This window comes from Pseudomonas sp. SK3(2021), assembly GCF_016772375.1.
In the GTDB taxonomy this organism is placed as follows: Bacteria; Pseudomonadota; Gammaproteobacteria; order Pseudomonadales; family Pseudomonadaceae; genus Aquipseudomonas; species Aquipseudomonas chlororaphis_I.
Map to the genome: position 1 here is coordinate 2,890,379 of NZ_CP061943.1, position 14,585 is coordinate 2,904,963.

The window sequence follows — 14,585 nt, forward strand, 5'->3', positions numbered from 1 at the left end:
TCAGAACGGCCAGCGCCGCTTAAAAGCTGTACTCCAGCGTGCTTGCCAACGACGTCTGCAGCCGCCGCTCGACAATCGGGCTGTCCGCCGCTTCCCGGCCCAGGTACTGCAGCGCCAGCACCGTCGACACGCTCATCCGTTCGCTGACCGGCACTGTCCAGGTCAGGTCGCCGCCCCGGCTGAGAAAGCCGCCCTTGGGGCGATAGGCCGCGAAACGGGTCCTGCCAGCCTGGGCCGCGCTGACGCCATACCAGGTGCGCAGGTAGTCGCCGTCGCCGAACTGGCTGTTGAGGCTGCCGTCGAGGCGACCGTAGCGGCCTTCATACAGGGTGCCGCCAATGCTCAGTTGCAGGTGGTTGTAGGCCGAGCCGGTGTCGCGATCGTCGTTCTTCTTCAGCGCGTGCTGCAACGTGGCCCCGAGTTCCACGGCGCCCAGGGTGTAGCCCAGGCGGGCACCAAACTGCGCGCGGGACTTGATCGAGCCCATGCCGTCGAGATGGTCCGAGCCTTTGTAGCCGCTCTTGCGGTCCTTGCGTGCCTCGCTGGGGCCGACCCAGGTACTGAACGCCAGGTCGCCCCATTCGTCGCGCCAGCCGAGGCCCTGTTCGGTATTGAGAAATACCCCGTAGGGGCTGGCGATTTCACCGCCCAGGATCGGCGCGACGCTGCGTTCGTCGCTGCCGCTGTAGCGCGGCACGCTGGCGGCGCCGGCTTGCAGGTGGTATTGCCAGTCCGCGGCGTAGAGCGGGCTGCAGGGCGACAGCAGGCACAGCGAAGCCAGAGGCAGTGCAGCAAGGGACAGGCACAAGGTTTTCGGACGGATCGAGGTCTTCATCGGCGGTTAGAAACTCAGCAGGGTGTGGGAGTGGTCGTTGCGAGTGGAATAGGAGCTGCCCAGGCCATCGCGCGGTCGCTGGGCGACCTTGCGCGCCGGTGCGGGGGCCGGTTCGGCGCGGTGGGCGGTCTCGGGTGGCGTGGCGATTTCAGGCGGCGGTTCGACACTGGGTGTCGGAGCCGTGGGCGGCGTGCCCTGGCAGCTGAGGCCGCCGAGCAGAGCGCTCATGAAGAGCGTGGCAAATCGAGCGTACATGATGCACCCGTGGGGAAATGGATGCGCTCATGCTAGGGACGCGGGCGCAGGCAATCTTTGGCAGCTTTGTCGCAAAACTGTCAAAGACTGTGAATGCCCGGCGCTTAGCGTTCCAGGTCCAGGCGCGCATGCCACTGAGCGATGGATTCCTCGGGGTAGTGGGCGAATTGCAGGTCGTGGGGATGCCAGTCGATCTCCACCCAGGGCGCCCTGGAGTCGAGCATCAGGTGGGTGTGTTCCGGCGGTATCGGCAATGGCGTGTCGATGGCCGAGGCGAAGGGGTGGATCAGCTCCGGCCATTGCGGGCTGAACAGCCACAACCCGGAGCCGCAGCGGGCGCAGAAATGCCGTTCGGCGCTGCTGCGCCGGGCGCGTTTGCCGGGTTCCCTGAGCAGCGCGTGGTAGATCGTGATGTGCTGGCGGCCGCGGACTTTCAGGCTGGCGGCATCGCCGCCGAGGTTGATCGCATATCCGCCGCCGCCCTGGGTCTTGCGGCAGATCGAGCAGTAGCAGCGTTGATAAGGGTAGGGATGGGTGCTGTTCAGGCTGAAGTGGACAGCGCCGCAATGACAGGAACCTTCGAGTTGCATGATGACCTCCGGCGATCCATGGGTTATGAGCGTCAGCCTAGCTGCTGTCGGTTGGAGCGTTCGCCATGGGCGCTGGTCGGCGGCGAGTTGACCCTGTAGCTACTTCAGGCTTTTTACTGTCGACTCTCTTTATCAGGAGTGATCGACATGAGCTTTTGGGAATCGTTGCTGGGCGGTCATCGGGGCCGTGGGCATGGGGGTTGTCAGGGCGGGCGCCACGGTAATGGGCATGGCGGTAATGGGCACGGTAGCGGGCATGGCCAGCGCGCAGGTGGCGCAGCGCCGCCGGGCGGCCCGCTGTGCCCGGATTGCGGGGCGAACAACGCGGCCAGGGCGCGTTTTTGCCAGCAATGCGGGACTTCGCTGCAGCCCGCGACGTGCCGCCAGTGCGGCAGCACGCTGGTCGCCGGTGCGCGGTTTTGCCCGCAGTGTGGCGGGGCGGCGGGCTGAAGCCCGGTTACAGCGCCAGGTGGTAGCGGACCTGGGTCGCATCGTCCGGGTCGATGGCGCGACTGAAGCCCAGGGTCGCCGCCAGTTCGCGCATGCGGTGATTGGCCGGGCAATCCAGGGAGTACATCTGCTTGAAGCCCTGGTCCTTGGCCCGGGCGATCAGGTGGCGCATGAGCAAGGCGTCCAGGCCCTGGTGCTGCCACTCGTCGGCCACGGTGACGGCGAATTCGCAGGTGTCCGTGTCTGCGCCGATCGTGGCGTAGCGGCTGATGCCGATTTCCCGCAGCGAGCCGTTGTCGTGGACCAGCGCCACGTAAGCCACGCGCTCGCTGCCGTCGACGTCCATCAGCTGGCTGAGCAAGGCCTCGCCGACTTCCTTGACTTCACCGAGGAACCGGTGGTGCCGGGTGGTCGGCGAGAGGTTCTCGATAAAGGCCTTTTCGCGGTCGCGGTCTGCGGCGCGCAACGGGCGGATCAGCACCGGGCTGCCGTCGTTGAGGGCGTCTATCCAGTGTTCGCCCTTCTGCTGGGCGAAGGCGGCGAGGGCAGGCGTGTGGATGGCGGTACTGGTCATGGGCAAGTCTCCGTGAAGGTGCAGAGGATTGCCCGAACATTCACACCTGTCGGGCGCCGGGCCCTTGATTCAGGTCAACGGGTGGCGGTGGCGGCCAGCTTCATGGAACTCTCGGCCATCGTGCTGATCCTCGCGCCGATCTTCTTCCCGACCGCCATGAAGCTGGGCATCGACCCGATCCACCTGGGGAGCGTCAGGGTGGTCAACATGGAGATCGGCCTGGCGCTGCCGAACTGGCTGGGGATGAACTGAGTCGCCTGCCTGAAACGAACGACCCGCCGGCTTCGCAAGAAGCGGCGGGTCTTTTTTCGCGAGCCATTCGCTCCGGCAGGGGAGCCTTGCTACTTGTTGGCCAGGGCGATCTGCGCCTTGTCGAAGGAGAACCAGCATTCTTCGCCGTCGGCCCATTTCGAGGCCGAGGTGCCCAGCACGCCGGTGACGTTGATGCGGTCGCCTTTCTTCAGGTTGCTGATCTTCTTCTCGTTGACCAGCAGATCGTCCCGGGTGAGGCCCTGGCCCTTGCATTTGGGGTTGGTGGGATCGCTGAAGATCACCGCGATCTGGTTCTGATAGATGATATCGTTGGTCTTGGTGATGCGGGTAACGATGCCGGGGATGATCAGGGTCTGTCGGTCCCATTTGTCCTTGGCGGTCACTTCGTTCTGTTGCCAGTCATTCCAGATCTGCGTGAGGGTCGCATGCTTGCTTTCGCCCAGGCCACGCAGGTCGCCGCTGAGGATATCCCCGGTCTGGTCGAGCACGCTGCTGGTGGTCGACATCGCCGAGTCCAGGTGTTCGCAGCCCGCCAGCAAGAAGGTTGCGGCGCACGCAATTAGAGCTTTTTTCATGACGGTGTACTCCTTGACTTGTTTTTTGGTGTTCCATTTTTGGCCGACTGCGTTTGTTGCAATGTTGATACACGGCCGAGCCAGAATATCCGAGGGTCTTATAGCTGCCAAGATGGGCTCCGAGGGGCTGCGCGCGCCAGACGGCGTAGGCCCGGGGCATCCAGCAGCCAGCGCTTGTCACCGCTCATCCGCAGTTCCTGTAGCGGCTGCCGAGCCAGGCCAGCGCCAACCCCGTCGTCAGGTTTACCGGGCCGCGCCCGATCGCAGCCAGCGGCTACAGGCGGTGGGCCTGCTCGTTCAACGCGCCGGCACCCGCCACAGATACCAGGCCGCCACCGTGCGGTGCGGGCGCAAGGACCGGCCGATCTCGATCATCTGCTTGCGCGTCGGCTGCCGCTCCAGGCCCTTCAGGCGCCGGTAGCCCTCGCGCACGCCGAAGTCGTCGGCGGGCAGGATATCCAGGCGTTCCAGGCTGTAGATCAGCAGCATCTCCACGGTCCAGCGGCCGATCCCGCGCAGGCTGGTCAGGCGCTCGATCAGTGCCTCGTCGTCCATGGCCCGTGCCGCTGGGTAATCCGGCACCACACCGCTCAGGGTCGCCTCGGCGATGCCGTGGATGGTGGCGATCTTGCCGGCGGAAAAACCGCAGGCGCGCAACCGCTCGACATCGGTGGCGAGGATCTGTTCGGGGGAGGGGAAGGACGCCGGGCCATACAAGCCAAGGAAACGCCCGAGAATCGCATCGCCAGCGCGGGCGTGCAGCTGCTGATAGGCAATCGCCCGCACCAGCGCTTCATAGGGCTCGCGGGTCGGCTTGGCCTGGTGCAGGCAGGGGCCGACCGCTTCGACATGACGAGCCCAGTCAGGGTCGAGCCCGGCCAGAAAGGCGCGGGCCTGAAGAAACGGATCGGGCATGGAGATTCCTGGACCAAGGGCGTCGCCAGAGATTAACCAGCAATGCCCGGCGCTGCACCCGGTCTCTTGCGCTGGAATTTGTGGTGCGGGATTTGGATTTGAAGAGTTCGATAACTATTTCTGGTGTGGTGTGGGGAGAAGTAAATAGAGTTGATTTTTTGACAGTAGTGGCTTTTGCGACTGCAGCCGGGTAACAGAAACACACAACTTTCTACGGGGTTATTGGTTTCATGGGGAGGTATCTGTTTTAGATTGAGCCGATTCACAGCCCTGAGATGGAGACTCATATGGGACGAAAGATGATCGGGATAGGATCACTGACTTCGACTGGTGGACAGGTACTTGAGGGCACTACAGGTATCAGTATCGACAGTGCGGTTGACACCTCCTCTGTAGGGCACATTGCAAGTTGTCCGGTATGTAGCAAAGGTCAAGGACCTATAGTTGCTGTTGGGCCTAGAACTGTGACTTTACCAGCAGGCCGATTGCTCTTGAGGGAGATTATGTAGCCTGTGGTTGCCCGCCCGGCGCTAATACCTTGATTGCTACCCAGTCTTCAGTCTACGGCGGCGCCGAGCATGCTGGTGTAAGTATTTCTTCTGTTGCGCCTCTGTTGGCGACACCTAAAGTCATACAAAGTATTTTCCTGTCGTATGGCCCGGAAAAAACTCCGATTGATTCTCTTGCTCGATTTTATGTGGATCTGAATATTCATGTGAAAACCACAGGGTATCTTCCTGGCGAAAGAGTCTCGGTCACTGTAAGCGAGCCTGTTGAGCAGACGTTATCTGGTGTTGTCGCTGCAGATGGCGTAGCAAATATCATGAGCGCATTTGATGGTGTAGCGTTTGACATGGAAGGAGAGTGGTGATGACCAGGATAGCTATCGCTGCAGGGGGAGTTTCGTCGACCGTGGATGTAAGACGTCCTCGTTTCAGTACGTTATGGAAGGCCTATACGGAAGTCGGCCACACAGATTCTGTGAGCGTATATCAATTAGTCGGTGGTGAAGTGGAAGCGCACAGGGCCGCAAAGCCTGCTGCTTATGCGAATGCCTGTGCATTGAGGTTGAGCAGGGCATTCAATTATGGGGGTTATAAGATACCCAAAGGTACCATTATCAAAGAAACCCCCATTTACAGGCTGCGCGGAGGAGATGACCTTCCCTATATCATGAAGGTCGAGGGTTTTTTTGCATTCTTGAAAAATAACTGGAAGGCACCCGATCATGAGGTTAAACCCAATAACCTGAGCTTTATTAACGGTAAACAAGGTGTGCTGGTTATGGTGATATCCGGGTGGAGTGATGCTACGGGGCACGCGACGTTATGGGATGGAAAAAACACAGGTGATGGTAGCGACTATCATTGATTAGATAGCCACACTTATGACGATCCCCGTGTAAAGCTTGAGGTTATAAATTTTTGGGAGTTGAAAGGATGACGCGTTGGTTCGCGGCGTTTTGCCTATGTCTGCTGTGCTCTTTTGTTGTTAATGCTGCTGATCTGCCCAAGGCTCGTGAAATGCTCAAGAACTACGGGCTGGCGAATTGCATCGACAGTCAGTTCAAGGAACCGTCCGCAATCAAAGAGGATATTTCGCTGGCCATTGGTGCCTACTCTTTCATGGGAAAGGGCATGCACATGATCGTGCAGGATGAAGACACGCAGGAGGTGCTGTATGACCCTTATGCGGCAACAGAAAAATTCTTTCTGGATGCCTACCAGAAGACCTTGGCCTTGAGTAAGCATTCTGATCAGAAGATGGTGTTTTATGGATGCCTGGACGTTTACAACTCCCAGGCATTCGACGCGTTTGTCAGAACACAGGATCAGTATGTTCCTCAGTGAATGAAATCCTGTGCCGGGGTTTCAACATCAAATCGAACGCTGATTGACCCGGCTGGACAGCGCCGCGGCGCTTTCCTTGCGTTCCGAGTAGCGGTCCACCAGCAGGTCGGCGCGGCCGCGCAGGAGCAGGGTGAACTTCATCAGTTCCTCCATCACATCCACCACCCGGTCGTAGTAGGGCGAGGCCTTCATACGGTCGTGGTCATCGAATTCGAGAAAGGCCTTGGGCACCGAGGACTGGTTGGGGATGGTGAACATGCGCATCCAGCGGCCCAGCACACGCAGCTGGTTGACCGTGTTGAACGATTGCGAGCCGCCACAGACCTGCATCACCGCCAGGGTCTTGCCCTGGGTCGGGCGTACCGCGCCGAGGGCCAGGGGGATCCAGTCGATCTGCGCCTTGAACACCGCCGACATCGCGCCATGGCGTTCCGGAGAGCACCAGACCTGGCCCTCGGACCACAGCACCCGTTCGCGCAGTTCCTGGACCTTGGGGTGATCCACCGGTGCATCGTCCGGCAGGGGCAGGCCGCTGGGGTCGAAGATGTAGGTTTCGGCGCCGAGGAATTCGAGAATGCGCGCCGCTTCCCGGGTCAGCAGGCGGCTGAACGAGCGCTCGCGGGTGGAGCCGTAGAGCAGCAGGATGCGCGGTTTGTGCGCGGCGGTTGCCGGGGTCTCCAGATGCTCCGGCGCCAAGGCTTGCAGCAGCTCAAGGTCAAGGGCGGACAGCTGTTCTTCACGGTGTTTCAGGTCGTCGCTCATCACAGCGCTCCGATGCGGTCGAGGGCATTTTTCAGCTCGGTGGGCGAGAGGTGCTCGAGGTCCAGGGCGAAGAAGGCGGCGAAGCGCTGGCGGATTTTCTGCACGGTCTGCTCGAAGGCGGCCTGGATTGCCTGTTCGTCGCCCTGGACCTCGGAAGGGTCCTCCAGGCCCCAGTGGCTTTTCAGCGCCGGGCCGAAATACACCGGGCAGGGCTCGCCACCGGCCTTGTCGCAGACGGTGATGACGATATCGGGCGGGCTGTCGGCGAAGACTTCCGAACCTTTGCTGTACAGGCCGGCGGTACTGACGCCGGCCTGTTCCAGGGTGGCCAGGGCGCGGGCGTTGAGCGTGCCGCTGGGGAAGCTGCCCGAGCTCACCGCCTGATGAGCGGCCGGAGCCAGGTGATTGAACAGGGCTTCGGAAAGAACGCTACGGCAACTGTTGGCGGTACACATGAAGAGAATTTTCATCGAGGCTTCCGGGCAGAAGGATTGGGCATGGGGTTAAACAGGCGTCATTGGCTTGAATATATGGTTATCCGAATATACGGATGCGAAGGACAGTTGCCAAGCGGTCGATACGGTTGAGCGACCGAACGCAAGCCGCGCGTCTCGGCCCGGATCGGGCAGGGGGGTGACCCTGTGTTCTATGCTTCAGGCTCGGCGCAGGCCGAAGATGCCCGGCCTGTCCATGAGGCCCACCAGGCCAGGCTTCATCTCTCCCCCCATGGGTGAATGCTATGCAAACCCCTTCCACGCCTCGGGATCCGGACCCGATGTCGCGCAGCACGGCCATCGCCTATGCGATCGGCCTGCCGCTGGCGCTGCTGGGATTGATCTTCCTGCCCGCCGGCACGATCGCCTGGTGGCCCGGCTGGATATTCCTCGCCGTCATGACCCTGGGCTTTGGCGTTTCGGCCCTGGTGCTCGCCCGGGTCAACCCGGTGATCTACCGCGCGCGCAGCCGCTTCCAGGCGGGCACCAAGAGCTGGGACAAAAAACTGCTGGCGATCATCCTGCCGGCGATGGCGGCCGTGCTGCCGGTCGCCGCGCTCGATGCCGGGCGGCTGCACGGCTCGGTTGTTCCGGCCTGGGTGATGCTGGCGGGTTATCTCGCGGTGCTGGCGGGTATCGTGGTGACAGGCTGGGCGCAGGCGGTGAACCCGTTCTTCGAGCCGGGCGTGCGGATCCAGTCCGAGCGGCACCAGCGGGTCATCGATAGCGGGCCTTACCGTTTCGTGCGGCATCCCGGGTATCTCGCCGCGCTGTGCCTGTTCTTCGGCATGGCCTTGGCACTGGGTTCGTTCTGGGCGCTGCTTCCCGCCGCGCTGGCAGCGGCGCTGCTGGTCCTGCGCACGTCATGGGAGGACCAGCTGTTGCAGGCCGAGCTGCCCGGTTATGCCGACTATTGCCAACGGGTACGCTGGCGCTTGCTCCCCGGCCTCTGGTAACGGCCGGGAGGCGCCAGGGCAAGGCGCCTGCGAGGTAAAGCCATTGGCGGGGAGGGCATCTACAGCAGTTGGTCGATCAACACCGCATTGCTATAGATCAGGCTGCCATCGCTGGCTCGATGCCCCACCAGGTGGAACTGGCCGCGGCCGTGCTGCAGGTAGACGCGCATCCGGCAGTCGGACAAGGGCGCGTACCCCTCGGGCATGATCAGGTCCATGGTGTCCATGTCGACGTCGACCATGGCCTCCTGTTCATGGGTTTTCTGCAGATGCTCCTCGGCTTCTTCCAGGCGCAGGTGCAGGGGGCCATCGACGTAGAAATGGATCTCTCCCAGCGGCGTGGATTTTTGCCCATTGCCGGCCTTGCACCAGCCTTCGATTGTCAGGGCGCTCATGACCAGACCTCCATTGTGAGTTACAGGGCGTTGTGGCACGGCCCGATTCTCAATGCCATCACTGTTCAGACCGCCGCGAGGGCCGGTTCGTTTCCTTGGCGGGCGCCTGGCGGGCTACCGTGGGTCGCGCCGGGGCGTCGCGGGTCGATGGCCGCAGGCGCCAGGCTTTTGCCAGTTTGCGCGCCACCGTGCCAGGCAGCACCGTGGATCCGCTGCGCCGCACCGTCCTGGCATGCTCGGCAAGCCCGTCGACCAGCGCGGCCCACTCCGGCCGCGGGTCGTTGACATAGTCCCAGCCCAGTCCCAGCCAGGGGCAGCGTCCACCGATCCAGGCCTGCACCGCGGGGGTCGCGCGCCGGATATAGTCAGGGGCCTTGGCCGCCTTGGGCCGGAGCGTACGCGCCTTGACGGCCGGTACCTGCAAGCGTGGGGTGCGGTCTGCCTCCAGGGTCACCCGCATGGCCCCGAGCAAGGCAATGTCAAAAGGCACCGGTTGGCCCTGGGCGGCATAAAAATACGCCAGGCGCCGGATGCTGTCGTAGTCGGCAACGGCACGGTACAGGTAGGCGCAGATCACCCCCAGCATGGGGTCGGCATGCTTTTCATGGCACACACCGGCGGCGAACTGGTCGATGTCTTCGGCCTGTAGCCGGCCAGCGGCGAAATCGTCGATTGCGCCGAGCATCGCCAGGTATCTGTCAGGGGCCTTGGGCATGCCATAGGCCTGGAAAATATCGCCGAGGGGGCTGGGCATCACCACGGCGTACTGACCCGCATAAGGCACCACCGGCGTGGAGGTGCCATCGGCCAGCTCCACCAGGACCGGCATTCCCCGGGGATCGCTGGCGGTGTGGAACGTCTCGAACCGCGAGGTGCCGCCCAGTCGCTCGATCAGGGCCCGGGACAGGAGCTTCGCGCCCTCGCCGTAGACGATCAGGTTGGCCTCGCCGGGGTCGCCGATCTGTTTCATCCTGCGGCGAACCTCGGTGGCCGCGGACTGGCGCATCTCGGCGGCGGCATCCGCCTCCAGGCGCTGGACCAGCGCCTTGACCTTTTGTTTTTTCTCGGGAAAACGCGGGCTCTGCTGGCGCAGCACCACCAGATCCTGCAGCAGCTCCTTGCTGGAGTCGGGAATGCTGATCATCTGGTCGGCGGGAACCGCCAGGTCGTGCTGCTTGAGCCCGAAATCGCTGCCGAGCATGCGCTCGCGAAAGGCCGCGTCGCTGTGGACCCGCTCAAGGTTATGCTCGGCGGAATCCACCGGGCCGGCCGCCGGGGACAGGCCCATGGTGGCGGCGTTGCCCGCGGCCGGCCAGGGCTGCAACCCGGGGGGGCCGGGCAACGGCTGGGCGGTGTTGTAGAGCACGGCCGGTTCCGGATCGACCAGGCACTGCGGATTGAGCTTGAGACGATACTCTTTGGCCCGCTCGGTGGTGCGCGAGCGCACGCACATGCCGAGGGTCGCGGTGGTGATCAGGCCATTGCTGATGGCGGTCGGCTCGATGCCCCACAGCGCATCGGCGATCACCCCGGAGAACACGCATTTGCCCGGAGCGCCGGACATCGGCTCGGACACCATGTAGCCCAGCTGCCCGTCCTGGCAGGCGGCCAGGCGATCGAACCTGGGGTTTTCCACTTGCGTGCCTTGCACGACGATCCCGCGCACCGCATCCAGTCGCGTCAGGTCGAGATTCTTCGGCGCTTCGCGGCAGGCATCGGTGATCAGGGTGATGCGCTGCACGCCGTGCAGCAGTTCGGTGTAGAACGAGTCGGCCAGGACGCGGTATTTCTGGCGCAGCGAGTCGCTGAACAACCAGGAGATCGAGCCGATATTCGCGTCGGTCAGGCCATGGCCGCAAAACGCCAGGATCAATTGCTCGACCACTTCGGCGCCGGAGGGGAACAGCTCATCCACCGCTTGCTGCACCCGTTCGCGGGTGACCGGGTTGTCCTGGCCGTCTATGGGGCCGTCGTCGACGATCCTGACGTTGTCGGCGCCGAAGCCCGAGCGCAACGCCCAGTCGCCGATCGAACGGGCGGCGAGCACGGCGCCGTCCAGGTAGGCGAAACGCAGTGCCTGGTTGGGCAGCGGCGTCAGCGTGCTCACGCCGATCGCCAGGCAGGTCCGTCTAGTCATGGGCGTGCGCCACCTTGCGCGTCATAAGGAGCCAGAGATCGAGTCGAGGGAGAATCACCGGCCAATGCCAGCGCGGCCGATCGCCCGGTGCCAGGCGCTCGACCAGCATGATGGCCCCGGCCACCGGCATCAGCGCAATGTGCCAGGCCCCGCCCAGCAGCGGCACCAGCATCCAGGCCCAGCACGAAGCAATGCACCAGGCCCCATGAGTTGCGCCGAAGACCAGGCAATCGCGGTCGGCGGTCCAGCCGAACAGACCGATCCGGCGCATGCGGTGGCCACGGTTGAGCGCCGTGCGTTGCCACGGGCTGGCACTCCACGGCAGGGCAACCAGCAGGGCCGTGGCCAGCGCCGCGTCGGCGACGCTCAATTGCAGCAGCAAGGCGAGCCCCATCAGCAGCGGCCCGGCGGCCAGCCATAAGGCGGTGTAGCCGAGCAGGAAGCCGAGCGCCGCGCGGATGCGCCGGCGCGGCAGGCTGGAGCGCCAGACATGCATGAGCGGCATCGCCAGCAGCGGCGGCATCATCGCCAGCAGCATCAGGGCCCAGTCCGCCAGTCTCTGCTGCGCCGGGTTCAGCGCCAGCTCCGCTTTCAGCGCGATGGGCCAGTTGGTGACGCTGGCCAACCCCGCCACGGAACTGCAGAAGGCGGGAAGGCTGCGCTGCCCGGCGGTGTAGATGCACAGGGCCAGGCCCAGCCCGGCCGTCGCGAACAGCAACGGCCAGGGCGCCCGGGTGAAGCTGAGCAAGACCGGTCCGGGTTGCATGAGGCGTGGCTCAGCTGACGATGCCACTGCGCTTGAGAACGCTGATCCGCTCCACGGTCACCGGTTTATCCGCCGAGACCTGCTCGCCCGGGACCAGGGTCACCCGCAGATAGTCCGGGTTGAAGTCGCCGGCATCGGTCAGCCGCTGGGCCAGGTCGGTGATGTCGATCGTATAGCCGAGTCCATGGCCGCCGTGGCCACCGTCCGGGCGCGAGGCGACGTTCAGCCCGAACAGCGTCAGGCTGCCGGCATGGCACTCGGGATGCTGCTGCGGATCGCTGTCTTTGGGCAGGTTGATGTAGACCGCAAGCTGCGGCGAGGGCGCGGAGCCGCGCACCGATTCCAGCGCCAGGTAGAGCCGGGTCACCGGCTGGCCCAGGTCCGTCGCGCCCATCGCGGCGATGCCGGTGCTGGTGGCCTGGCGGTCGAGGTCGACCTGGGTGCGCACCGGTGCGCCGCCGACCGTGACCACCGATCGGTTGGCGCCGATCGGCTCGATGTTCTGTTGTTCCGGCGCACCCATGTTGACCCGTGTCACGGCCTCTGCTCCTGGTTTCACACCCGTGCCGATGCTCAAGTCGGCATAGCGCGGGTGCAATTTGCCCCCTTTCAAGGTGTCACGGCCGGTGAATTTCATTCCCGGGCCATTGCCACCGACCTCCGGCATGATGAAGCGGCGGTCGGCCGGACCGTCGAGCCAGCGTGGATCGCGGACCATGGTTTTGCCTGGGGTGTTCATCCAGGCTTCCCAGAGCCGGTCGACGTTGCAATGGTGCAACCAGAAGATCGGGTCCAGGGCGGCGAGGTAGGGATCGGCCATGAAGCCTTCGCCACCGCCGATCAGGCGATGCACGGTGTTGTGCGGGTTGTTCTCCAGGTCGCCGGTCCAGCGGGCGAACTGGGCGAAATTGCCGGTGACCCCGCCACCGAAGCCGATGCTGCCGTCATTGCCGACCAGGAAATCGTTCTCCTGCATCGCCGCCAGGCTGAAGGCATCGAGGGAGTTCGGCCGCAGCGTGGTAAAGCCCTGCCGGCGAGGGTATTTCTTCAGCGGGTTGGGGCTGCCGTCCGGCAGGGTGTCCGCCAGGAACGCCCCAGGGGCCCGCCGCGCATCCGGGTTCTTGCCATTGAGGTAGTTCCAGTACGGAAGCGCCCAGTCGTCGCCCGTCAGTTCCTTGACCTTGGCCGCGACGATCGCCTCGAAGGCCGCCAGGTAACCGCGGTGCCAGGACAGGAAGTACCAGCTGCCGTGCTGGCACTGGCTGCCGTAGGTAAAGTTGGTCAGGTCCTTGGGAACCGGATCGGAATCGCCCAGGACATTGACCTCGACCCACAACTGCCGATCGAAGCCGTGGATGGCGCCGAGGAACTTCCAGCTGTTGCGGTGGGTGATCGGTAGTTTGTCCAGTTCGCGCATGGCCAGCGCGTAGTTGAGCAAGACCTTGTTGTCCCATCCGGAGCCGAGTGTTGCCACATCCTGTCGAGTCGTGTTCATGAATGCACCTTCCTTGCAGCATCAGGCCAGGTGGCGCGCGTGGCACCACACCCCTCGCAATCCTTTGCCGCTGGCGACTTCATGTTCACGGCGGAACTGCGCTCATGAGGCCCGCTGTGCTGGTGCGCGCCTCTTCGAAAATGAGTATAGAAGCCCGGGAAAAACGCCATGGTCGATTGCGGCTATCCCGATGAACGACACGGGTTCCGATTGCTTGTACGGACGGACGGCGGGCTGGGGGTAAGAAAGGGGTTCACAACGCCTGCAGCAGGCGCTGCAACTGCTGGTGTTCCCAGATGCTCAGCAGCTTGACCGGGTCGGTGCCGTAGCGCTGCCAGGCGTCGAGCGTCTCGCCCCGGCCATCCGGCGAAAGGCATTGCTCGCAATGGCTCAGGGTCTGGCCATGGTTGACCAGGGTCAGGGTCCAGCCGTCGATGTCGAGCCGTACCTGCCAGCTATCGTCCGCCAGCAAAACGCGGCGGCTCGATGGACCCAGGGTGCGGGTGCCGAGCGCCAGCTCTCTGAGCACCTGGCAGATTTCCCGGGCGGTGAGGGTGGGGGGGCTTTGCATAGGGACGATCTCGGGCATGGACGGCGGCTATTTTGCCATTGTTGCCGGCCAGCATCAGGCGGGATGACTGATTTCCCGGGCTGAAAAAATGCCCGTATCGCGCGATACGGGCATTGTCTATGGGCCTCCACCTGGTCCGGGCGGGGCTGGCCGGGAGGCCATCAGCGATATTCGGGGAAGGGGGCAAGGCTTACTTGGCGGACTTTTGCGCGCTGGACGAGCGCCAGGCCTTTTCTTCCCCGGGATGCTGCACGGCCAGGTAGGCCCTCACGCCCAGTCCCGCCAGACAAAAGACCATGCCTGCGATGAATTGAAATGTAGTCATGCCATGCCTCCAAAACAATCAACGGGGGACCATCCCATTTAAGCGGTGCCGGGGCCAGCCGGAGTTGTTACAGGTTGTCTAAGGGCATGACTTTCATCGTTAGCTCGACCGTTCGCTGAGCGGCGCTCTCGCGCCAAGGCGACACACCGCCTGGACCTTCGAATCGGAGTCCAGCAGCGAATGGCGCCAGTCCATGCCACGCGGCACGGGCCATCGGCTCGACGGCAGCACGCCCGCATCGAACGTGGCACGCAGGCCATCCAGCCATTCGGCCGGGATGGCTCGATGCGTCTTGCAGAACGGCCCGGGGCTAAGTCGTCGGACAGCGATCAAGCGTAGCTTTAGCGAGTCCAGTGAGCGGGGCGAA

General features: G+C 63.6%; 19 protein-coding genes and 2 pseudogenes. 6 read left to right on the forward strand and 15 right to left on the reverse strand.

Features of this window, described 5'->3' with window-relative positions; translation table 11 throughout:
- Nucleotides 1-19: 19 nt before the first annotated feature.
- The 3 genes from IF690_RS13025 to IF690_RS13035 all read right to left on the reverse strand — a co-directional run bounded on the left by IF690_RS13025 (nt 20) and on the right by IF690_RS13035 (nt 1,680).
- Nucleotides 20-835 (reverse strand): MipA/OmpV family protein, encoded by an 816-nt coding sequence (locus tag IF690_RS13025; protein ID WP_202700386.1) that lies wholly within the window; start codon nt 833-835, stop codon nt 20-22.
- A gap of 6 nt (nt 836-841) precedes the next feature.
- Complete coding sequence (locus tag IF690_RS13030; protein WP_202700387.1) at nt 842-1,090, reverse strand: hypothetical protein; 249 nt, start codon at nt 1,088-1,090, stop codon at nt 842-844.
- Between the two features lie 104 nt (nt 1,091-1,194).
- Entirely contained in the window at nt 1,195-1,680 is a 486-nt protein-coding gene (locus tag IF690_RS13035; protein WP_202700388.1) for a GFA family protein, read from the reverse strand.
- Between the two features lie 147 nt (nt 1,681-1,827).
- On the opposite strand from IF690_RS13035, the gene IF690_RS13040 reads away from it, so the two are divergent.
- Nucleotides 1,828-2,130 (forward strand): double zinc ribbon domain-containing protein, encoded by a 303-nt coding sequence (locus IF690_RS13040; protein ID WP_202700389.1) that lies wholly within the window; start codon nt 1,828-1,830, stop codon nt 2,128-2,130.
- 7 nt (nt 2,131-2,137) lie between these two features.
- Here the strand turns inward: IF690_RS13040 and IF690_RS13045 are convergent, their stop codons facing one another.
- Nucleotides 2,138-2,704 (reverse strand): GNAT family N-acetyltransferase, encoded by a 567-nt coding sequence (locus tag IF690_RS13045; protein WP_202700390.1) that lies wholly within the window; start codon nt 2,702-2,704, stop codon nt 2,138-2,140.
- Nucleotides 2,705-2,791: 87 nt separating this feature from the next.
- Here IF690_RS13045 and IF690_RS13050 point away from each other — a divergent pair.
- Nucleotides 2,792-2,953 (forward strand): annotated as a pseudogene (locus IF690_RS13050) (TRAP transporter large permease subunit); the annotation flags it as partial.
- 92 nt (nt 2,954-3,045) lie between these two features.
- On the opposite strand, the gene IF690_RS13055 reads toward IF690_RS13050, so the two are convergent.
- Both IF690_RS13055 and IF690_RS13060 read right to left on the reverse strand, forming a co-directional pair.
- Nucleotides 3,046-3,552: a hypothetical protein gene (locus tag IF690_RS13055; RefSeq protein ID WP_202700392.1), complete on the reverse strand. Its 507-nt coding sequence runs from the start codon at nt 3,550-3,552 to the stop codon at nt 3,046-3,048.
- A 297-nt stretch (nt 3,553-3,849) separates the two neighbouring features.
- Nucleotides 3,850-4,467: a DNA-3-methyladenine glycosylase family protein gene (locus IF690_RS13060; protein WP_202700393.1), complete on the reverse strand. Its 618-nt coding sequence runs from the start codon at nt 4,465-4,467 to the stop codon at nt 3,850-3,852.
- 538 nt (nt 4,468-5,005) lie between these two features.
- On the opposite strand from IF690_RS13060, the gene IF690_RS28995 reads away from it, so the two are divergent.
- The 3 genes from IF690_RS28995 to IF690_RS13075 all read left to right on the forward strand — a co-directional run bounded on the left by IF690_RS28995 (nt 5,006) and on the right by IF690_RS13075 (nt 6,317).
- Nucleotides 5,006-5,338: a hypothetical protein gene (locus IF690_RS28995; RefSeq protein ID WP_252189553.1), complete on the forward strand. Its 333-nt coding sequence runs from the start codon at nt 5,006-5,008 to the stop codon at nt 5,336-5,338.
- Nucleotides 5,338-5,838, forward strand: a complete 501-nt coding sequence (locus tag IF690_RS13070; RefSeq protein WP_252189554.1) for a T6SS effector amidase Tae4 family protein — start codon at nt 5,338-5,340, stop codon at nt 5,836-5,838. Before IF690_RS28995 ends, IF690_RS13070 begins: the two co-directional genes overlap by 1 nt.
- Before the next feature lie 68 nt (nt 5,839-5,906).
- Nucleotides 5,907-6,317: a T6SS amidase immunity protein Tai4 family protein gene (locus tag IF690_RS13075; RefSeq protein WP_202700394.1), complete on the forward strand. Its 411-nt coding sequence runs from the start codon at nt 5,907-5,909 to the stop codon at nt 6,315-6,317.
- A 27-nt stretch (nt 6,318-6,344) separates the two neighbouring features.
- On the opposite strand, the gene arsH is transcribed toward IF690_RS13075, so the two are convergent.
- Nucleotides 6,345-7,079 (reverse strand): arsenical resistance protein ArsH, encoded by a 735-nt coding sequence (gene arsH / locus IF690_RS13080; RefSeq protein WP_202700395.1) that lies wholly within the window; start codon nt 7,077-7,079, stop codon nt 6,345-6,347.
- The gene (locus IF690_RS13085) at nt 7,079-7,549 is read right to left on the reverse strand and encodes an arsenate reductase ArsC (protein WP_202700396.1); all 471 of its coding nucleotides are present in this window, start codon (nt 7,547-7,549) and stop codon (nt 7,079-7,081) included. Before IF690_RS13085 ends, arsH begins: the two co-directional genes overlap by 1 nt.
- Before the next feature lie 269 nt (nt 7,550-7,818).
- Between IF690_RS13085 and IF690_RS13090 the strand changes: the two genes are divergently transcribed.
- Nucleotides 7,819-8,529, forward strand: a complete 711-nt coding sequence (locus tag IF690_RS13090) for an isoprenylcysteine carboxylmethyltransferase family protein (RefSeq protein ID WP_252189555.1) — start codon at nt 7,819-7,821, stop codon at nt 8,527-8,529.
- 59 nt (nt 8,530-8,588) lie between these two features.
- Here the strand turns inward: IF690_RS13090 and IF690_RS13095 are convergent, their stop codons facing one another.
- From IF690_RS13095 to IF690_RS29000, 7 genes and pseudogenes are all read right to left on the reverse strand, one after another.
- On the reverse strand, nt 8,589-8,924 hold the full coding sequence (locus IF690_RS13095; protein WP_202700397.1) for a hypothetical protein: 336 nt from the start codon (nt 8,922-8,924) through the stop codon (nt 8,589-8,591).
- Nucleotides 8,925-8,982: 58 nt separating this feature from the next.
- On the reverse strand, nt 8,983-11,061 hold the full coding sequence (locus IF690_RS13100; protein WP_202700398.1) for a hypothetical protein: 2,079 nt from the start codon (nt 11,059-11,061) through the stop codon (nt 8,983-8,985).
- The gene (locus IF690_RS13105) at nt 11,054-11,827 is read right to left on the reverse strand and encodes a copper chaperone (protein WP_202700399.1); all 774 of its coding nucleotides are present in this window, start codon (nt 11,825-11,827) and stop codon (nt 11,054-11,056) included. Before IF690_RS13105 ends, IF690_RS13100 begins: the two co-directional genes overlap by 8 nt.
- A gap of 10 nt (nt 11,828-11,837) precedes the next feature.
- A complete protein-coding gene (locus tag IF690_RS13110) occupies nt 11,838-13,322 on the reverse strand; it encodes a tyrosinase family protein (RefSeq protein ID WP_202700400.1) in 1,485 nt (494 codons plus the stop codon).
- A 253-nt stretch (nt 13,323-13,575) separates the two neighbouring features.
- Nucleotides 13,576-13,893, reverse strand: coding sequence for a DUF7693 family protein (locus tag IF690_RS13115; RefSeq protein WP_202700401.1), 318 nt, complete (start codon nt 13,891-13,893; stop codon nt 13,576-13,578).
- Between the two features lie 190 nt (nt 13,894-14,083).
- Complete coding sequence (locus tag IF690_RS29135; protein WP_286673840.1) at nt 14,084-14,218, reverse strand: hypothetical protein; 135 nt, start codon at nt 14,216-14,218, stop codon at nt 14,084-14,086.
- 135 nt (nt 14,219-14,353) lie between these two features.
- A pseudogene (locus IF690_RS29000) lies at nt 14,354-14,551 on the reverse strand (phytanoyl-CoA dioxygenase family protein); the annotation flags it as partial.
- Between the last annotated feature and the right edge of the window lie 34 nt (nt 14,552-14,585).